21 protein-coding genes and 3 tRNA genes are annotated in these 16,652 nt (G+C 71.2%); 13 read left to right on the forward strand and 11 right to left on the reverse strand.

Going from position 1 to position 16,652, the window contains the following annotated elements; genetic code table 11:
* Window positions 1–7 precede the first annotated feature (7 nt).
* Genes ACIP2X_RS31660 through ACIP2X_RS31685 form a run of 6 tightly spaced genes read right to left on the reverse strand, consistent with a single transcriptional unit; the run spans window position 8 to window position 2,416 of the window.
* Window positions 8–307: a hypothetical protein gene (locus ACIP2X_RS31660; protein ID WP_401679650.1), complete on the reverse strand. Its 300-nt coding sequence runs from the start codon at window positions 305–307 to the stop codon at window positions 8–10.
* Window positions 308–309: 2 nt separating this feature from the next.
* A complete protein-coding gene (locus ACIP2X_RS31665; RefSeq protein ID WP_401679653.1) occupies window positions 310–627 on the reverse strand; it encodes a hypothetical protein in 318 nt (105 codons plus the stop codon).
* Between the two features lies 1 nt (window position 628).
* Window positions 629–976, reverse strand: a complete 348-nt coding sequence (locus tag ACIP2X_RS31670; RefSeq protein WP_401679656.1) for an RRQRL motif-containing zinc-binding protein — start codon at window positions 974–976, stop codon at window positions 629–631.
* Window positions 976–1,866 carry a DUF2637 domain-containing protein gene (locus ACIP2X_RS31675; protein ID WP_401679659.1) on the reverse strand — a complete coding sequence of 297 codons (891 nt, stop codon included), beginning with the start codon at window positions 1,864–1,866 and terminating at the stop codon, window positions 976–978. Before ACIP2X_RS31675 ends, ACIP2X_RS31670 begins: the two co-directional genes overlap by 1 nt.
* Complete coding sequence (locus tag ACIP2X_RS31680) at window positions 1,863–2,147, reverse strand: hypothetical protein (RefSeq protein ID WP_401679662.1); 285 nt, start codon at window positions 2,145–2,147, stop codon at window positions 1,863–1,865. Before ACIP2X_RS31680 ends, ACIP2X_RS31675 begins: the two co-directional genes overlap by 4 nt.
* Window positions 2,147–2,416 (reverse strand): DUF6284 family protein, encoded by a 270-nt coding sequence (locus ACIP2X_RS31685; RefSeq protein WP_401679665.1) that lies wholly within the window; start codon window positions 2,414–2,416, stop codon window positions 2,147–2,149. Before ACIP2X_RS31685 ends, ACIP2X_RS31680 begins: the two co-directional genes overlap by 1 nt.
* Before the next feature lie 490 nt (window positions 2,417–2,906).
* On the opposite strand from ACIP2X_RS31685, the gene ACIP2X_RS31690 reads away from it, so the two are divergent.
* Both ACIP2X_RS31690 and ACIP2X_RS31695 read left to right on the forward strand, forming a co-directional pair.
* Window positions 2,907–3,680, forward strand: a complete 774-nt coding sequence (locus ACIP2X_RS31690; RefSeq protein ID WP_401679667.1) for a GntR family transcriptional regulator — start codon at window positions 2,907–2,909, stop codon at window positions 3,678–3,680.
* Window positions 3,677–4,246: a GNAT family N-acetyltransferase gene (locus ACIP2X_RS31695; protein WP_401679670.1), complete on the forward strand. Its 570-nt coding sequence runs from the start codon at window positions 3,677–3,679 to the stop codon at window positions 4,244–4,246. Before ACIP2X_RS31690 ends, ACIP2X_RS31695 begins: the two co-directional genes overlap by 4 nt.
* 229 nt (window positions 4,247–4,475) lie before the next feature.
* On the opposite strand, the gene ACIP2X_RS31700 is transcribed toward ACIP2X_RS31695, so the two are convergent.
* Window positions 4,476–5,006: a nuclear transport factor 2 family protein gene (locus ACIP2X_RS31700; protein ID WP_401679673.1), complete on the reverse strand. Its 531-nt coding sequence runs from the start codon at window positions 5,004–5,006 to the stop codon at window positions 4,476–4,478.
* Between the two features lie 116 nt (window positions 5,007–5,122).
* Between ACIP2X_RS31700 and ACIP2X_RS31705 the strand changes: the two genes are divergently transcribed.
* Together ACIP2X_RS31705 and ACIP2X_RS31710 are read left to right on the forward strand one after the other, a co-directional pair.
* Entirely contained in the window at window positions 5,123–6,157 is a 1,035-nt protein-coding gene (locus ACIP2X_RS31705; RefSeq protein ID WP_401679676.1) for a hypothetical protein, read from the forward strand.
* Between the two features lie 76 nt (window positions 6,158–6,233).
* A complete protein-coding gene (locus tag ACIP2X_RS31710; RefSeq protein WP_401679679.1) occupies window positions 6,234–6,455 on the forward strand; it encodes a hypothetical protein in 222 nt (73 codons plus the stop codon).
* 54 nt (window positions 6,456–6,509) lie between these two features.
* On the opposite strand, the gene ACIP2X_RS31715 is transcribed toward ACIP2X_RS31710, so the two are convergent.
* Both ACIP2X_RS31715 and ACIP2X_RS31720 read right to left on the reverse strand, forming a co-directional pair.
* A complete protein-coding gene (locus tag ACIP2X_RS31715) occupies window positions 6,510–7,166 on the reverse strand; it encodes an NAD(P)H-binding protein (RefSeq protein ID WP_401679681.1) in 657 nt (218 codons plus the stop codon).
* A gap of 64 nt (window positions 7,167–7,230) precedes the next feature.
* On the reverse strand, window positions 7,231–8,514 hold the full coding sequence (locus ACIP2X_RS31720) for an amidohydrolase family protein (RefSeq protein WP_401679684.1): 1,284 nt from the start codon (window positions 8,512–8,514) through the stop codon (window positions 7,231–7,233).
* A gap of 331 nt (window positions 8,515–8,845) precedes the next feature.
* On the opposite strand from ACIP2X_RS31720, the gene ACIP2X_RS31725 reads away from it, so the two are divergent.
* The 8 genes from ACIP2X_RS31725 to ACIP2X_RS31760 all read left to right on the forward strand — a co-directional run bounded on the left by ACIP2X_RS31725 (window position 8,846) and on the right by ACIP2X_RS31760 (window position 13,863).
* A tRNA-Thr gene (locus tag ACIP2X_RS31725) sits at window positions 8,846–8,918 on the forward strand.
* A 46-nt stretch (window positions 8,919–8,964) separates the two neighbouring features.
* Window positions 8,965–9,037, forward strand: a tRNA-Met gene (locus ACIP2X_RS31730).
* An 89-nt stretch (window positions 9,038–9,126) separates the two neighbouring features.
* Complete coding sequence (gene rpmG / locus ACIP2X_RS31735; protein WP_003948671.1) at window positions 9,127–9,291, forward strand: 50S ribosomal protein L33; 165 nt, start codon at window positions 9,127–9,129, stop codon at window positions 9,289–9,291.
* Between the two features lie 228 nt (window positions 9,292–9,519).
* A complete protein-coding gene (locus ACIP2X_RS31740; RefSeq protein WP_401679687.1) occupies window positions 9,520–9,972 on the forward strand; it encodes a MaoC family dehydratase N-terminal domain-containing protein in 453 nt (150 codons plus the stop codon).
* Window positions 9,973–9,976: 4 nt separating this feature from the next.
* Window positions 9,977–10,405 carry a MaoC family dehydratase gene (locus ACIP2X_RS31745; RefSeq protein ID WP_401679689.1) on the forward strand — a complete coding sequence of 143 codons (429 nt, stop codon included), beginning with the start codon at window positions 9,977–9,979 and terminating at the stop codon, window positions 10,403–10,405.
* 108 nt (window positions 10,406–10,513) lie between these two features.
* A complete protein-coding gene (locus ACIP2X_RS31750; RefSeq protein ID WP_401679692.1) occupies window positions 10,514–11,089 on the forward strand; it encodes a TetR/AcrR family transcriptional regulator in 576 nt (191 codons plus the stop codon).
* Window positions 11,090–11,204: 115 nt separating this feature from the next.
* A complete protein-coding gene (locus tag ACIP2X_RS31755; RefSeq protein ID WP_401679695.1) occupies window positions 11,205–12,635 on the forward strand; it encodes an MFS transporter in 1,431 nt (476 codons plus the stop codon).
* Window positions 12,636–12,807: 172 nt separating this feature from the next.
* Window positions 12,808–13,863, forward strand: a complete 1,056-nt coding sequence (locus ACIP2X_RS31760; protein ID WP_401679698.1) for a UDP-N-acetylmuramate dehydrogenase — start codon at window positions 12,808–12,810, stop codon at window positions 13,861–13,863.
* Here ACIP2X_RS31760 and ACIP2X_RS31765 read toward each other — a convergent pair.
* Both ACIP2X_RS31765 and ACIP2X_RS31770 read right to left on the reverse strand, forming a co-directional pair.
* Window positions 13,853–14,908: an adenosine deaminase gene (locus ACIP2X_RS31765; RefSeq protein ID WP_401679701.1), complete on the reverse strand. Its 1,056-nt coding sequence runs from the start codon at window positions 14,906–14,908 to the stop codon at window positions 13,853–13,855. The two genes, ACIP2X_RS31760 and ACIP2X_RS31765, sit on opposite strands and share 11 nt — an antisense overlap.
* A gap of 148 nt (window positions 14,909–15,056) precedes the next feature.
* Window positions 15,057–16,283 (reverse strand): pyridoxal phosphate-dependent aminotransferase, encoded by a 1,227-nt coding sequence (locus tag ACIP2X_RS31770; protein WP_401679703.1) that lies wholly within the window; start codon window positions 16,281–16,283, stop codon window positions 15,057–15,059.
* 294 nt (window positions 16,284–16,577) lie between these two features.
* Here ACIP2X_RS31770 and ACIP2X_RS31775 point away from each other — a divergent pair.
* A tRNA-Trp gene (locus ACIP2X_RS31775) sits at window positions 16,578–16,650 on the forward strand.
* Window positions 16,651–16,652 lie beyond the last annotated feature (2 nt).

Raw genomic sequence — 16,652 nt, forward strand, 5'->3', positions numbered from 1 at the left:
GGGCAGGTCAGCGGCCCTGACGGGCCCGGTTCTCGGACGCGCTGAGCTGCGACGGCCGGATGCGGGGGCTGTCGACCCAGCAGAACGGGCGGGTGGTGTCGGCGGCGGTGAAGACGCGGATGGCCGCGCCCGCAGGGGCGTGGGGCAGGGCATAGACACGGCCCCCCTCCAGGGAGGCCAGCAGGCGGGCAGCGTGGTGCTCGCAGCCGTCCGCGCCAGCATTGACCGCGTCCAGCACGGTCACCACGGCCGGGCCGACACACGGCGTGGGGTCTTCCGGGTGCGCGGACGGGCAACGACGGTCCATGCTCACCACCACCCCGATGACTTCTTGGCCGCTTTGGCGCGGGCGGTCTCGGTGATGAGCCTCTGCCGTTCGGCGTGCAGCGCGGTCAGCTCTGCGTTCAGCCGCATCTCTGCGGCCGACCCCAGGGTGTCCATCTGCTGTTCGGCGCGGCCGGTGCTGCGGCCCTTCGCGGCGCGGTAGGAGCCGCTCGCCAGGGCGCGGGCCATGGCCCGCCGCTCGCTGCCGTTCAGCGGCCACCACTCGCCCCGGCGGACCGCTTCGAGCTTCTTCGTGGTCGCCTGGATCTCGCGGTCCAGGCGGCGGATGTCGGAGTTGCCCACGTCAGGGGCTCCCTTCGGACCCGTGCGGGTCGGGGTAGGCGCAGGGCACGCAGGTGCCGAGCGAGGCAGGGATGACGTATCCGGCATCACGCCGGCAGGACGGGCAGACGCGGCGGGCGGCGTTGGCCTTCGCCAGTGCCGCCCGCCGGGCCGGGGTCATCGGCCGGACCGGTTGGGCCAGGTCGACGCGGTACAGGTAGGCGATGAGCGGGCCCCGCCGTCGGCGCGGCCGTTCGAGCTGCGCGGCCACCCCCTGACCGCCGGGCCGGAGTCCGGCGGCGCGCAGTTGGCGGCGGGTGGCGTAGCCGTCCGGGGCGAGGCGCCACCGGTAGACAGGCAGGGCAGCCATCACACGGCCTGAAGGCCGCGCTCGCCGCGCAGGGTGTCGCGCAGAATCCGGGCGTTCGCCGGGGAGGTACGAACCTCACGGCGGATGCCCTCAGCGGTCAGCTTGGCGTCCGGCCAATCGGCCGTCGCCTTTCGCGCCTCGTCGAGCAGTTCATCGGGGGTGCGCTTCGGGCGCGGGGTGCGGGCCACCTCGGGCACACGGCCCGTCGCGCGGCGCGGGCGGGTCGACTCGGCAGCCACCGCGCGCGACTCGATCGGCGCCGCGGATGATTGCTCGATCGCCTGGACGGGCTTGGCCGGGACAGTCGACTTCAGGAAGCCCACGGCCACCGGTCGGGGCAGCACCGGCGCGTTCGGGGCGATCGGCGCCAGGGTCGATACCGCGAGGTCAGAACTAGACCGATTCCTTACGGTCTCGGTCGATTCCTCCGCATTCGCGGTCGGCGCGGTGACCGGAGTGGGGCGGTGGTGCAGCACCTTCGCCACAAGGTCCGAGCCGAAGTAGATCGACCCGACCGGAAGCGACGTCGCGAGCAGCACGAGCGCCCAGTTCGCCGGGTCCCAGTCGGCCAGTCGACCCCAGTCGACCGAGCGGCCGTGCAACTCCGGGACCAGGCCGTGCACGTAGTTCAGCACGAGTGAGGCGATCGTGTAGCCAGCCAGCACCCGCAGCGCGAACGTGCGGTCCCGCCCGGCGAGCACGAGCGTCGCAATCAAAGCCAGGGCCATCAGGCCGTCGACCACGAACGGGTACAGCATCGCGGCCGTGTCGTCCGCGCCAATGGCGCCCGCGATGTCGCGCAGCGCGTTCCAGGAGACCCGGAACGCCATCGCGACCACGACGACCAGAGCGAGCACCAGTGCGGCACGCCCTTTGCGGTGGAGGTTCATGAGAACCACCCCCGCCGCTTCTTCGGCGCCGCCTCAGCCCGGTCGGCGGTGTCCCGCAGGGCCTTACCGCGCGCCGACAGACGGTCAGCCTCACGCTGCGCCCGCCGCGCCTTGGCCGGGTCGCTGTAGTCGCGCCCCTGACGGCCGTACACGTCAGCCGTCATCTGCTGCCGCTCCGACTCCTGCTCAGCGGCGTAAGCGAGGGAACGCAGGCGCGGCGCCTGCTGCGCCGCCCACTGCTGTTCCGGGGTCTGCATGTCCTTGAACCGGCGGCGTGCCATCAGGCAGCACCCCCGGAGAGGCGCGTGCCGGCCGCGCGGTTGACCAGCGCGACGCGGGCGGCGAGCGCCCGGCGCCGGGCCCGGCGGATACGCCGCTCGTCCAGCTCGGTCGGCGTGCGGTCGAGAGTGACGATCTGTGCGTCCAGCAGGTCAACGTCCGCGAGGATGACGGGCATCTCCCGCTCGATCGCGTCCAGCTCCGCATCCGTGGGTTCCATCCACGGCTCGAACGCGGTAACAGCTTCCTGAACAGTGACGATGGGGTTCATGGGTCGTGGTTCCTTCCAGCGAGGAACGGCCCTAACGCGGCTCCCGGGTGGCACCCCGGGGGCCGCTCGCCGTTGAAGTCGGAACATCCGGCTCCCCTCAGCGCTGCTCGTACGAGACGAGCAGCGGAGGCAACCGGCCGCCGCACGGATGCGGCGAAGGTCGGATTGCGCTGTACCGCGCACAGGACGGAACCCGTGCGCGCCCGCCTCTTGCTTGCGAAGGGGGACGGGCTTCCCTCAGCACGCTGTTGAGTTCTCAAGGAACAGCCGCTTTCGGCGAGTGCGGTAACCCCTGCTCAGAAGGGCTCCCGCCTTCGCGGGACTCGCCGGGCGCTGTCAGTGCAGGCGGGCACACTTAATGGTGTTGCACCACCTGCTCAGCTTGTTGGTACAAGCTGATGTAGTGATGCTGCACCCGCGGAAGGTGAGTCGTCAAGAGATTGGGGCCCGCATGTACCAACAAGTTGCGCGAGTGCGTCATGATGAGGGCATGAGCAAGCTCCCGAAGTACCGGCAGGTGGCGGATGTCCTGCGCCGCGAGATCGACAACGGCACTCATCAGCCTGGATCGCGGCTGCCCTCCGAGAGTGAGCTACAGCAGCGCTTCGATGCGTCTCGTAACACGATCCGAAACGGGTTGAGCCTGCTGGTCAGCGAGGGCCTCATCACGTCCAGCCAGGGGCTTGGATACGAGGTCAAGTCCCATGAGGTGTTCGAGCTCAACGCGTCCAGGTTCGAGAATCTGACCTTCCCGCAGAACGGCGACTCGTACGTCACTGACGTGACGAACGCCGGCCGTCGGCCCCATCAGACATTCCGAGTCGAGATGCTGCCAACCCCGGAGACGGTTGCTGAACATCTGCGCGTAGAGCCAGGTACGACGGCGGTATTGCGGTTCTGCCATCGCTATGTGGACGACGTTCCTTGGTCCACGCAGGCGACCTACTATCCGGAATGGCTGGTCGAGAAGTCGCCGCGACTGGCCACGCCAGGAGACATCGCGGAGGGGACGACCAGTTACCTCGCTGCACAGGGGATCGAGCAGATCGGGTACTTCGACGAGATCGCAGCGAGAATGCCGACGCCAGACGAGGCGCGCCTGTTGGAGATCGGTGCCGGAGTTCCGGTGATGCTCTGGACTCGCACGGGCTACTCGGCAGACCGCCCCATCCGATGCACGATCACTACCTTCCGTGGCGACCTGAACCGAATGAATTACGAGATCGGTGACCTGTCCGCCCGAAGCGAGAACGAGCCTCAGTGAGAATCACCCCTGCTCAGCCGTCCGACGTGTCGAAGCTGCTGGCTTTCCGGGAGGAGGCAGCAGCTTGGCTCACGCGACTTGGGAGCGATCAATGGCAGCGCCCTTATCCCGCTGATCGGCTGCTCGCCACCATCGAAGAGGGCACGGTCTTCATGGTCATGGATGACGCCGCCACTGTCGCAACCATCACCCTCACCCCTGATGCAGAGGAGGGGCTTTGGACGGAACGCGAGCTGCAAGAGCCGTCGATGTTCGTCAACAAGCTGACCGTGGCGCGTACGCACGCCGGGCAGAACGTAGGCGGACGACTACTGGACTGGGCGGGGGAGCGGGCGTACGGGGCTGGTACCAAGTGGTTGCGGCTGGATGCTTGGACCACAAACACGGAACTTCAGCAGTACTACCTACGGCAGGGGTTCGAGTACGTTCGCACCGTCCGGGAAGGCGGCGCAGTGAATGGAGGGCCACGTGTCTCCGGCTGGCTGGCGCAGCGACTCACCGGGCCCGCTGAGCACGGGTTCGTGGACCTGACGCCACCCCCTGAATCTCTGTCCGTGGGGCACTGATTGCGCCCTGTGGGGTCAGGGTGGGGCAGGTACGGCGGGAGAGGGTGAAGGTCGTGGTCAGGCATCACATGGTGCGCGGTCTGTAAATCTGCCGGCTCAGCCTTCCCAGGTTCGAATCCTGGCGCCGCCACTCTGGGGAAAACCCCCTCCGACCAGCCTTGATGGCAGGTCGGAGGGGGTTTCTCGTTGGTGGGCCGATTCCATGGGCGGATTCCGCCGGCGGGCGGGCTCAATCGGAACGCAGGGCCAGCGTGTTGAACCCGGTGCCGGTGTCCAGGGCGGCGACCTGGTCCTCCAGGAGCGGCAGCCGCGCGGTGAGGGCGGGATCGATCAGGCCGGTCTGGGCGAGCACGGCCGCCTGGTCCCAGTAGACGTGCTCGCTGTCGATGGCGCCGTCACGGAAGGCCACGATCGCCACGAGGGGGATCCGTACGGCCCGGCCGGTCGGGGCCACGCCGGGGAGGATCCAGGGGACCTCGATGTCGTGGGTGAACGAGACGATCAGCTCGTCGACGACCCTGTCGTCCCCCACCGTGCGGGAGACGGACCGCAGAGCGAAGTCGGCGGGGTTGTGGCCGATGAACCAGCGGGCGTAGAAGTCGGACACCTCGCGTCGCCCGCTGGCGCCCATCGCGGTGGGCACATGCAGCACGGTCGGGTGGTCGGTCATCGTGCTCATGGTGGCTTGCAGGTCCAGGTTCACGAACTCGCCGTCCGTGTGGGCCGTCCAGCAACGCTCCATGGCCGCGTGGTCCACCATGAGGATCTCCTTGGGACGGGTCGCGGGCCTTCAGTATCCGGGCGGGCGGGCTCGTCCGCTATCGCAGGACAACGGCTCCGGCGCGCGGTTTGTGTCAGTTGTGCTAGATACGGGTTATGTCGTCTCCATGGCCTCCCGCGTCGCCTCTCCCGACCCCCGAGGAGGACGCGGACGGACTCCAGGACGCCGCGCTCACGCGATCCGTGCTGAAGGCGGCGGTCGCGGACCCGCAGCGGCTGCCCGAGACCCTCGCCTCCTACGCCGTCCGCCAGATGGGCCCGGCCGCCGCGCGCGCGGTGACCATGACGCGCGCGGCGCACCCCGGTGCCGGCCTGGCCGAACTGCAGGACGTGCTGCTCACCCGGGGCAAGCGCCGGGTCGTCTCCGAGGGAGCCCTCATCGGCGGCCCCTTGATGATCATGGCGCCGTTCGCATTCTGCGCGGCACTGCTCAGCCAGGCGCGCATCTGCCTGGAACTGACGGCGCTGGCGGGACAGGACCCCACCGCACCCGTCCGCAGCGCCGAACTCCTCGTTCTGCAAGGGGTGTACCCCGACGTCGACCGTGCGCGGGCCGCCCTCGCGGAGGCGGCACTCGCCGAGCAGGGCAAAGCCGGGAAGAAGCCGCTGCGGGCCGTGGAAGCCGGGCCGCACCGGGGGCGCACGGCGACCCTGTTCGAGCTGACCCTGCGGATGGCGCGGGTCCTCGGACTGATCGCGCCGAAGGAACAGGCCCGGGTGAAGGCGGGGCGGGTGCGGCGACGGCTGGCCGCGGCCGGAGGGTACGTCCTGCTGGTGGCCGTGTTCCTGGTCGGCCTGGTCGCCCCGTTCGTCTGGATGCCCTACCTGGGCCGGTCCTACAGCCGGGCCACCGATGGCCTCCTGGACCGGGCCCTCGCCCTCTACTTCGGCGAGCCGGCCGCCCGGCGCCGCCGGACGAGGGGCGCTCCCGGGATGGCGGCAGCCATGGCAAAGGCGCTCCTGTCGCTCCTGGTCCCCGTGGTCCTGGTCGCGGTGATCGTCCTCGCCGACCTGCGGGTCGCGGACAGTCGCTGGCCCGTCCTCGCCGTCACCCTGCTGACGGCGTCGTGCGGTGTCGCGGCCGTCTGGCAGTGGAGACGCCGGCGCCGGCACCGGAACCCGGCCCACTGACCGCGACGCGGGCCCCGTCCCTCTCGCCGCAGGCCGACGGCACCCATCTCCGAGGCGCTCGGGGCACACTGGCTCCATGAGCTTCCGCTCCTCCCGCCGCAGGACCTGCCCCGAGTGCCGTCGCGAGATCGCCGTCGTGGCGGGGCGGTTCGCCCGGCACGACCCGCCCGGTGCCCGGGAGAGCGGGCTGCTCGTCTCGTGCCCCGGTTCGCGCCGCCAGGCCGAACTGGGCGCGGTGCAGCCGTCCTTGGACGGGCATGTGGTGCCGGAGTTCCCCGGACAACTGCCGCTTTTCTGACGCGCGTGTGGCCCGTTTGCCCGTGCGCTCGTGCGAGGGCGCGCCCGTTCGAACTCAGTTCCCGGCGACGGACTTCACGGCCACCGACACCGGAGTCGAGCCGCTGATCAGCTCCAGGGTCAGGCCCGCCGTGGCCGGGGTCTCGAGCAGTTCCACCAGCGCGGCGGCCACGTCGTCGCGCGGGATCGGGCCGCGACCGGTGTGCGCCTCCAGGCGTACGAGGCCGGTGCCGGCGTCGTTCGTCAGTTGGCCGGGACGCAGGATCGTCCAGTCCAGTGCCTGCTGGCGGCTGACGTGCGCGTCGGCCTCGCCCTTGGCCCGCAGATAGACGTCGAAGACCTCGTCCCCCGGGTGGTCCGGGTCGGCGCCCATCGAGGAGACGATCACAAACCGCCGTACGCGGGCCCGTACCGCCGCGTCCGCGAACAGCACCGCCGCGGCCTTGTCCACCGTGTCCTTGCGTGCCACTCCGCTGCCGGGACCGGCACCCGCCGCGAACACCGCCGCGTCGGCACCCTGCAGATGGGCCGCGACCTCTTCGACCGAGGCCGACTCCAGGTCCAGCAGCACCGGTTCGGCGCCCGCCTCCCGCAGATCGTCGCCCTGTTCCGCGCGGCGGATGATGCCCGCGGCCTCGTCACCGCGCGCGGCGAGCAGACGCTCCAGCCGCAGCGCGATCTGTCCATGACCTCCAGCGATGACAATGCGCATGCTTCCGACCGTACGCCCGAACGGCGGCATTCGCCGTGTGCCACGGGTGTGTCCCGGACGGCGCCTACGACACCTCTCCCCGCCCCTGCCGGGGCAGCCCCAGCTCCGCGGACACGGCCGAGTTGCAGTACTCGCGCACCGCGCTCGTCCGCGCCACCACGCGTCCCCGGTGGACGACGATCCGGCTGTACGCGAGTGACAGGGCACCGGAGAGGCGGTCGCCGCGGACGGCGAGCAGTTCGGCCGGGAACCCCGCCTCCACCCGCACCTCGGGAAGACCCAGGGCGGCGCGGGCCGAGGTGCTGACCGCGTCGTAGGCGTCCTCGGGGCGCAGACCGTGGTGGGAGGCCAGGAGGTAGGCGGCCTCCAGGGGGTCGCCGCGGCCCACCGGGTTCGAGGTGTCCCGAAGGGCCCCGCTGCCGGCGGCGAGCCGCACGCCGGCGGACCGCAGCAGCCGTACCGGAGCCGTCCCGCGCCGGTCGGAGCCCGCGCAGCCGCCCTGCGGCAGGCACACCACGGTCACCCCCGCCGCCGCCAGCTGGTCGGCGGTGCGGGACGCCACGTCGGTGGGCAGGTCGCCCAGGCCGCCGCACGGGCCGATCGTCACGCCGGGGCGCAGGCCGCCGGCCATCGCGGCGAGACGGGCGAGGCGGGCCGGGTCGGTGGCGTCGGTGTGCAGGTCGACGGGGCAGCCCTGCTCGGAGGCGACCTCCAGGACGGCCTCCACGTAGCCCGTCGGGTCCGGGTCGAGATCGGGGCAGCCGCCCACCACGGAGGCGCCCATCTTCACCGCGTCCCGCAGTATGGCCAGACCGTCCGCCCCGGCCACCCCGGTGAGCAGGCGCGGCATCGCCACCGTGGTCAGCTCGGCCAGCCCGCGCAGCGACCGCCGCGCCCGCAGTACGGCGGTCAGCGCGCCGAGCCCCGGAACGTCGCCCACGCGCACCTGTGCCCGCAGCGCGGTCGCCCCGTGCCCGAGTTGCAGCAGGGTCGCCTCGGTGGCCCGGCGCTGGACGTCCTGGGGGTCGTAGGAGACCGGGCCTTCGCCGTCGGCGGACAGGGCCGTGTCGGCGTGGGCATGGGCCTCGACCGGGGCCGGCAGGAGGAGGTAACCGCTGAGGTCCACCCGGCTGCCGCTCCCGCCTCCTCCGCCGGTGCCGCCGCCGCGGGCTCCGCCCAGGCTGCCGGCCGTACCGACCGCCTCGATGCGTCCGCCGCCCAGCCGGACGTCCACCGTGCGGCCGTCGGTCAGTCGCGCGCCGCACAGCAGCAGGGAGTTCCCGTCGCCCTGTCCCGAGCCGGACGGGAACGACGACGAAGGGGGCGGCTGCGGCTGGCTGTCGGGCATCGCGCTCCATGGCTCGGGCTCGGGGCTCGGACCGGGGCCCGGGGCAGGGCCTCGGTGGGGGCAGGGCCTGGGATCAGGGCTCGGGGTCCGGACGGCGCTCACGGCGTGCCGACGTGCCACGAGGCATGATCACGCAGAGTGAGTCGAGCCTAGGGCGGGGTGCGGCCCGTGGCGCGGAGGAGCGCAATAGTCGTACCGGTGTGGTCCGCCCGTCGGCGGCGGTGCCGCGGGGGCTTCCGGGGCCGCCGAGAGGCGTGCGACGGGGGCCCGACTAGGGCGGTGAAACGGATTTGGGTGAACGGCGGCCGAGCGTGTAATGTCTTCATCGCTCGCCCCAATAGCTCAGTCGGCAGAGCGTCTCCATGGTAAGGAGAAGGTCAACGGTTCGATTCCGTTTTGGGGCTCTGGTGTGTGAGGTTCCCGTCGTCAGGCGGGGTCCGATCGCATCGCAGCGGTGTAGCTCAGTCGGTAGAGCAAGCGGCTCATAATCGCTGTGTCACCGGTTCAAGTCCGGTCACCGCTACTGACAGTAGCCGATTGCGGGGTCGGTCCTTCGATCGGCTACTCTTTCTTGCGTTGAATTAACCTACCCGTTCGTCAAGGAGCACTCACGTGGCTGCCACCGACGTCCGCCCGAAGATCACGCTGGCCTGCGTGGAGTGCAAGGAGCGGAACTACATCACCAAGAAGAACCGGCGTAACAACCCGGATCGCCTGGAGATGAAGAAGCACTGCCCGCGTTGCAACGCGCACACCGCGCACCGCGAAACGCGCTGAAGCAGGCCAGTCCATCTCATAGGACTCAGAGAACGAGGCCGTCCCCGCTGTGCAGGGGGGCGGCCTCGTCGCTTTTTCGGTCACCCTTCCGGCCGGCGTGGCACCGAGCACAATCGGCCGCGGAGGCCTTCTATACGGTTGACCCGGCGCGGTGCTCGCCCGGCGGAGCCCCTTGAGGGGCCGTCGTCTCACCGGTCGACCAGAGCAGAAACCAGGAGGTGCCGAGCCATGGCGCTCGACCAGTCCTTCGTGGGGCGGACCTACCCGCCCACCGACCCCTATGAAGTGGGACGGGAGAAGATCCGTGAGTTCGCGGAGGCGGTGGGGGACGCCAACCCGGCCTACACCGACCCGGACGCCGCCAAGGCCCTCGGCCACCCCGACGTGATCGCCCCGCCCACGTTCGTGTTCGCGATCACGTTCAAGGCGGCGGGGGAGGTCGTAGCCGACCCGAAGCTCGGCCTGGACTACAGCCGGGTGGTGCACGGCGACCAGAAGTTCGCCTACAGCCGCCCGGTACGCGCCGGTGACCGGCTGTCGGTCACCTCCACCATCGAGGCCGTCAAGTCCATGGCCGGCAACGACATCCTGGACATCCGGGGCGAGGTGCACGACGAGGCCGGGGAGCACGTCGTGACCGCCTGGACCAAGCTGGTGGCCCGCGCGGCCGAGGAGGCGTGAGCAGATGACCGCCCAGATCGCGTACGCCGACGTCGAGGTCGGCACCGAACTGCCCGCGCGGACCTTCCCCGTGACGCGCGCCACGCTCGTGCGGTACGCGGGCGCCTCCGGCGACTTCAACCCGATCCACTGGAACGAGAAGTTCGCCAAGGAGGTGGGTCTGCCGGACGTCATCGCGCACGGCATGTTCACCATGGCCGAGGCGATCCGCGTGGTCACCGACTGGACCGGGGATCCGGGCGCGGTCGTCGAGTACGGCGTCCGCTTCACCAAGCCCGTCGTCGTCCCGAACGACGACCAGGGGGCCGTGATCGAGGTCAGCGGCAAGGTGGCCGCCAAGCTCGACGACGGCACGGTCCGCGTGGACCTCACGGCGACCAGCGCCGGCCAGAAGGTGCTCGGCATGTCCCGGGCGGTCGTACGGCTGGCCTGAACTCGCGTGTGGGCAAGGGGCGTTCGCCAGGAGGCGGGCGCCCCTTGCCCGCGCGATCCGGGCCCTGGCCTCTTGACCAAGTTAGTGATTGAGCACTAACTTTCTCGCATGGTCAGGATGAGCGCAGAGGAGAGGCGTGAGAGCGTCGTCCGTGCGGCGATCGCGGAGTTCGCGCAGAACGGCTACCACGGCACCTCCACCGAGGCGATCGCCCGGCGTGTGGGTGTCTCGCAGCCGTATCTCTTCCGGCTCTTTCCCGGCAAGAAGGCCATGTTCCTCGCGGCCGCCGAACGCTGTCTGGAGGACATGCGCCGGTTCTTCGAGGAGGCCGCCGGCCGGCTGAAGGGCGAGGAGGCCCTGCACGCCATGGCCGAGGCGTACACGCGTCTGATCGTCGAGCAGCCGGAGCGGCTGCAGATGCAGTTGCAGATCCATCTCGCGGTGGCCGCCGCCGAGGCGTCGGGGGACCACGAGTTCGGCGAGATGGTCCGCAGGGGCTGGATGGAACTCTGGGACACCGTGCACCTGCCCCTGGGCGGTGACGTGAGCGAGACCACGACGTTCATGGCGTACGGAATGCTCGTCAACACCCTGGCGGCGATGGGGTTCCCGCCCGGTCATCGGGTGTGGGAGGGGCTCTATGTCTCCGCCCGGGTGCAGGGAGGGCTCGGCGGGACGCGGTAGCCGACTGCGGGGGCGGCGCTTCGAGGGCGTCCGGCTCGCGTGACCGGGACTCGTGCGGCCCGGAAAGTTAGTCATCAATTACTAACCGAAGCAGGACAGCAGCTCTGGGGGAGCGATGTCACAGCAGAGAGCACGTGCCGTCTGGGCGCTGGTGATCACCAGCGTCGCCGGGTTCATGGCGTCACTCGACAACCTCGTCGTCACCACCGCACTGCCCTCCATCCGGGAGGACCTCGGTGGGGCGCTGCACGACCTCGAATGGACCGTGAGCGCCTACACGCTCACCTTCGCAGTGCTGCTGATGTTCGGGGCGGCGCTCGGCGACCGCTTCGGGCGGCGCCGGCTGTTCATCGGCGGGCTCGCGCTGTTCACGGTGGCCTCGGCCGCCGCGGCGACGGCGCCCGGCATCGACTCCCTCATCGCCGCGCGAGCGGTCCAGGGCGTCGGAGCGGCCGTCATGATGCCCCTGACGCTCACCCTGCTGACGGCGGCAGTGCCGGCGGAGAAGCGGGGGATGGCGTACGGGATCTGGGGTGCCGTCAACGGGCTTGCCGTGGCCTCCGGGCCGCTCGTCGGGGGCACTCTCACCGAGCACATCTCCTGGCAGTGGATCTTCTGGCTGAACGTGCCGCTGGGGCTCGCGCTGCTGCCCCTCGCCCGGCTGCGGCTCACCGAGTCGCACGGCACCGGAGCACCCCTCGACGTGCGCGGCACGCTGCTGGCCAGCGGTGGGCTCTTCGGGATCGTGTACGGACTGGTCCGCGGACCGGTCGACGGGTGGACCGGCCCGGTGGTGCTGACCGGGCTGTTCGCCGGCGCGGCGCTGCTCGCCGGGTTCGTGCTGCACGGCATGCGCGGGCGCGATCCCATGCTGCCGATGCGGTTGTTCCGCTCCAGGGCGTTCGCCGGCATCAACGCGGCGAGCATGCTGATGTTCCTCGGCATGTTCGGTTCGATCTTCCTGCTCAGCCAGTACATGCAGGGCGTGCTCGGGTACTCGCCGACCGAGGCGGGGCTGCGGATGCTGCCGTGGACCGGGATGCCGATGCTGGTCGCCCCGATCGCCGGGATCCTCTCCGACCGCGTCGGTGGCCGGCCGGTCGTGGCCACCGGGCTCTTCCTGCAGGCCGCAGGGCTCGGCTACCTCGCCTCCGTGACCAGCGTCGACGCCTCCTACGCCGCCCAGCTGCCCGGTCTGATCCTCAGTGGCATCGGCATGGGGCTCTTCTTCGCCCCGGCCTCCAGCCTGGTCATGTCCAGCGTGAAGCCCGGCGAGCAGGGCATCGCCTCCGGCGCCAACAACGCCCTGCGCGAGGTGGGCGGCGCGCTCGGCATCGCGGTCATGTCCTCGATCTTCGCGGCGCAGGGCGGCTACGAGAGCGCGCAGACGTTCGTCGACGGGCTGCGGCCGGCGGTCATGGTCGGTGCCGGGGTGGTGGGCCTCGCGGGCGCCGCCGCCCTGGTCATCCCGGGGCGCCGCACCGGCGCCCCCGCGAACTCTGCGCCGGACGAGGCGCCCCGGGTCCTGGAGGGCGCGGCCCACTAGCCCCCGCCCCGCAGTCTCCCGAGGCGCGGCACCGCGCCGCCGACCGAACCGCACGCGCGCGTACGGCCCCGTCCCGAGTGGCGGGGCCGCACGCGCGCGTGCGCCCCTCACCGGTGACGCGGGCGACGCGCGCCTGTCCTTGCTGTCGGTGCCGTCTCGTAGTCTTGGGCGCGTGCAGGTACTCCACGACGCTCCGCTCGCCCCCCTGACCACCTTCCGGCTGGGCGGTCCCGCGACCCGGCTGGTGACCGCGACGACCGACGCCGAGGTCGTCGAGGTCGTGCGGGAGGCCGACGCCACCGGGACACCGCTGCTGATCGTCGGCGGCGGGTCGAACCTGGTCATCGGGGACAAGGGCTTCGACGGGACCGCCCTGCGCATCGCCACCCGCGGCTTCGAGGCCACGGGCACCCGACTGGAGCTGGCGGCCGGTGAGGTGTGGACGGACGCCGTCGCCCGCACCGTGGAGGCCGGGCTCGCCGGTGTCGAGTGCCTGGCCGGGATCCCCGGGTCGGCCGGCGCGACCCCGATCCAGAACGTGGGGGCGTACGGCCAGGAGGTCTCCTCCACCATCACCGAGGTGATCGCCTACGACCGCACGGCCGGTGAGACGGTCACGCTGACGAACGCCGAGTGCGCCTTCTCCTACCGACACAGCCGCTTCAAGGCCGACCCCGAGCGGTACGTCGTCCTGCGCGTCCGCTTCGGGCTGGAGGACGCGGGCGGGCTCTCGGGACCCCTCCGGTACGCCGAGACGGCCCGCGCGCTGGGCGTCGAGCCGGGCGACCGGGTCCCGCTCGGCGACGCCCGCGACACCGTGCTGAAGCTGCGCGCCGGCAAGGGCATGGTGCTCGACCCCGAGGACCACGACACCTGGTCCGCCGGCTCCTTCTTCACCAACCCGATCCTCGACGACGCCCAGTTCGCCGCGTTCCACGCGCGCGTGCGGGAGCGCCTCGGCGAGGGCGTGGAGCCGCCGGCGTACCCGGCCGGCGACGGGCACACCAAGACCTCCGCCGCCTGGCTGATCGACAAGGCGGGCTTCACGAAGGGGTACGGCACCGGTCCGGCCCGGATCTCCACCAAGCACACCCTGGCCCTCACCAACCGCGGCGAGGCGACCACGGAGGACCTGCTGGCACTGGCCCGCGAGGTCGTCGCCGGGGTACGTGAGGCCTTCGGGATCACACTGGTCAACGAGCCCGTGACGGTGGGCGTCAGCCTCTGACCGCGGCGGGCCCGTCCGAGGTCAGCCAGGTGTCGACGCCCGCCAGCAGCCGCTTCTTCGTCTCGTCCGGCGCCGCCGAGGCACGGACCGACTGACGGGCCAGCTCGGCGAGTTCCGCGTCGGTGAAGGCGTGGTGGTCACGGGCGATCTCGTACTGGGCCGCCAGCCGCGAGCCGAACAGGAGCGGGTCGTCGGCGCCCAGCGCCAGCGGGACACCGGACTCGAAGAGCGCGCGCAGCGGGACGTCCTCGGGCTTCTCGTAGACGCCGAGGGCCACGTTCGACGCCGGGCAGACCTCGCAGGTGATGCCGCGGTCGGCCAGGCGCTTCAGCAGCCGCGGGTCCTCCGCCGCGCGCACCCCGTGGCCCACCCGGTCGGCGTGCAGGTCGTCCAGGCAGTCGCGGACCGAGGCGGGACCGGTCAGCTCGCCCCCGTGCGGGGCCGACAGGAGGCCGCCCTCGCGGGCGATGGCGAAGGCGCGGTCGAAGTCGCGGGCCATGCCGCGCCGCTCGTCGTTGGAGAGCCCGAAGCCGACCACGCCCCGGTCGGCGTACCGGACGGCGAGACGGGCCAGCGTGCGCGCGTCCAACGGGTGCTTCATCCGGTTCGCGGCGACCAGCACCCGCATCCCGATCCCGGTCTCCCGCGCGGCCGCCTCCACCGCGTCCAGGATGATCTCCAGCGCCGGGATGAGACCGCCCAGGCGGGGGGCGTACGACGTCGGGTCGACCTGGATCTCCAGCCAGCCCGAGCCGTCTCTCACGTCCTCCTCGGCGGCCTCCCGCACCAGCCGCTGGATGTCCTCGGGCTGCCTCAGGCACGAGCGCGCGGCGTCGTACAGGCGCTGGAAGCGGAACCAGCCCCGCTCGTCCGTCGCACGCAGTCTCGGCGGCTCCCCGCCGAGCAGGGCGTCGGTCAGCGCCTCGGGCAGCCGGACGCCGTACTTGTCGGCGAGCTCCAGCAGCGTGCCCGGCCGCATGGAGCCGGTGAAGTGCAGATGCAGATGGGCTTTCGGGAGGTCGGAGACATCACGTACACGTTCCATTCCAGGATCCTGCCGTACGGTTCGCTCGTCCCTCCAGCGCTTTCCCCGTTAGTGGTCTTGCTCGCACGAAAACACGAAGGAACGGGCCGTCTCCCCTGAGGGAAACGGCCCGTCACGCGCCGGTGCGCCAGGACGACGTCGCGGAACGTCAGTCGCGCGCCTCCGCGAGCAGCTTCTGGATGCGGCTCACGCCCTCGACGAGGTCCTCGTCCCCCAGGGCGTACGACAGCCGCAGGTAGCCCGGCGTGCCGAAGGCCTCGCCCGGGACGACCGCGACCTCGGCCTCCTCCAGGATCAGCGCGGCCAGCTCGACGGTGTCCTTCGGGCGCCGGCCGCGGATCTCCTTGCCGATCAGGGCCTTCACCGACGGGTACGCGTAGAACGCGCCCTCGGGCTCGGGGCAGAACACCCCGTCGATCTCGTTGAGCATGCGCACGATCGTGCGGCGGCGGCGGTCGAAGGCCTCGCGCATCTTCTCGACGGCGGTCAGATCGCCGGAGACGGCGGCCAGCGCGGCCACCTGGGCGACGTTCGAAACGTTCGAGGTGGCGTGCGACTGCAGGTTCGTCGCGGCCTTCACCACGTCCTTCGGACCGATGATCCAGCCCACCCGCCAGCCGGTCATCGCGTACGTCTTCGCGACGCCGTTGACGACGATGCACTTGTCGCGCAGCTCGGGCATGACGGCCGGCATCGACACGGCCGAGGCGTCGCCGTAGACCAGGTGCTCGTAGATCTCGTCGGTGAGCACCCACAGGCCGTGCTCGACGGCCCAGCGGCCGATGGCCTCGGTCTCGGCCTCGGAGTAGACCGCGCCGGTCGGGTTGGACGGGGAGACGAAGAGGACGACCTTCGTCCGCTCGGTGCGGGCGGCCTCCAACTGCTCCACGCTCACCCGGTAGCCGGTCGTCTCGTCGGCGACGACCTCGACCGGGACACCGCCGGCCAGCCGGATCGACTCGGGATACGTCGTCCAGTACGGGGCGGGGACGATGACCTCGTCGCCCGGGTCGAGGATCGCGGCGAACGCCTCGTAGATGGCCTGCTTGCCGCCGTTGGTGACCAGGACCTGGGACGCGTCGACCTCGTAGCCGGAGTCGCGCAGCGTCTTCGCGGCGATCGCGGCCTTCAGCTCGGGCAGGCCGCCGGCCGGCGTGTAGCGGTGGAACTTGGGGTTCTTGCAGGCCTCGATCGCGGCCTCGACGATGTAGTCGGGGGTCGGGAAGTCGGGCTCGCCGGCGCCGAATCCGATCACCGGACGCCCGGCGGCCTTCAGGGCCTTGGCCTTGGCGTCCACGGCGAGGGTGGCGGACTCGGAGATCGCGCCGATGCGGGCCGAGACCCGGCGCTCGGTGGGTGGGGTTGCAGCGCTCATGCGTCCATCGTTTCAGACCGGAAACCGGCCCGGCACACGGGTTTCACGGACTGAACAGCCCGGGGCAAACCGTTGAACAACAGTACGGATACCTCGGGTGGCCTCGGCGATCTTCGGCCGGTCCGCACGCCGCGGGGCGGTGATCTGCCCACAGCGCGGGGCGCACGGGGCCATTTCTGTTCGACGCCCGGCCCAGGACCACGTACACTCACACCTCGTTGGCCTCCAGCGGGCCCGCGTCGACCGGTGCACACCGAGCACCCGGTTGGATGCGGTACGTTGGGGGACACATGAAGGGTCGTAGCTCAATTGGTAGAGCACCGGTCTCCAAAACCGGCGGTTGGGGGTTCAAGTCCCTCCGGCCCTGCT

The sequence above is a fragment of the Streptomyces sp. NPDC089424 genome, from assembly GCF_044749345.1.
Taxonomy (GTDB): domain Bacteria; phylum Actinomycetota; class Actinomycetes; order Streptomycetales; family Streptomycetaceae; genus Streptomyces.

Coding starts and splice junctions, on each gene's coding strand:
- ACIP2X_RS31660 (WP_401679650.1), bottom strand. CDS start 307: ATGGACCGTCGTTGCCCGTCCGCGCACCCGGAAGACCCCACGCCGTGT.
- ACIP2X_RS31670 (WP_401679656.1), bottom strand. CDS start 976: ATGGCTGCCCTGCCTGTCTACCGGTGGCGCCTCGCCCCGGACGGCTAC.
- ACIP2X_RS31675 (WP_401679659.1), bottom strand. CDS start 1,866: ATGAACCTCCACCGCAAAGGGCGTGCCGCACTGGTGCTCGCTCTGGTC.
- ACIP2X_RS31680 (WP_401679662.1), bottom strand. CDS start 2,147: ATGGCACGCCGCCGGTTCAAGGACATGCAGACCCCGGAACAGCAGTGG.
- ACIP2X_RS31685 (WP_401679665.1), bottom strand. CDS start 2,416: ATGAACCCCATCGTCACTGTTCAGGAAGCTGTTACCGCGTTCGAGCCG.
- ACIP2X_RS31690 (WP_401679667.1), top strand. CDS start 2,907: ATGAGCAAGCTCCCGAAGTACCGGCAGGTGGCGGATGTCCTGCGCCGC.
- ACIP2X_RS31700 (WP_401679673.1), bottom strand. CDS start 5,006: ATGGTGGACCACGCGGCCATGGAGCGTTGCTGGACGGCCCACACGGAC.
- ACIP2X_RS31705 (WP_401679676.1), top strand. CDS start 5,123: ATGTCGTCTCCATGGCCTCCCGCGTCGCCTCTCCCGACCCCCGAGGAG.
- ACIP2X_RS31710 (WP_401679679.1), top strand. CDS start 6,234: ATGAGCTTCCGCTCCTCCCGCCGCAGGACCTGCCCCGAGTGCCGTCGC.
- ACIP2X_RS31715 (WP_401679681.1), bottom strand. CDS start 7,166: ATGCGCATTGTCATCGCTGGAGGTCATGGACAGATCGCGCTGCGGCTG.
- ACIP2X_RS31720 (WP_401679684.1), bottom strand. CDS start 8,514: ATGCCCGACAGCCAGCCGCAGCCGCCCCCTTCGTCGTCGTTCCCGTCC.
- ACIP2X_RS31740 (WP_401679687.1), top strand. CDS start 9,520: ATGGCGCTCGACCAGTCCTTCGTGGGGCGGACCTACCCGCCCACCGAC.
- ACIP2X_RS31745 (WP_401679689.1), top strand. CDS start 9,977: ATGACCGCCCAGATCGCGTACGCCGACGTCGAGGTCGGCACCGAACTG.
- ACIP2X_RS31750 (WP_401679692.1), top strand. CDS start 10,514: ATGGTCAGGATGAGCGCAGAGGAGAGGCGTGAGAGCGTCGTCCGTGCG.
- ACIP2X_RS31755 (WP_401679695.1), top strand. CDS start 11,205: ATGTCACAGCAGAGAGCACGTGCCGTCTGGGCGCTGGTGATCACCAGC.
- ACIP2X_RS31765 (WP_401679701.1), bottom strand. CDS start 14,908: ATGGAACGTGTACGTGATGTCTCCGACCTCCCGAAAGCCCATCTGCAT.
- ACIP2X_RS31770 (WP_401679703.1), bottom strand. CDS start 16,283: ATGAGCGCTGCAACCCCACCCACCGAGCGCCGGGTCTCGGCCCGCATC.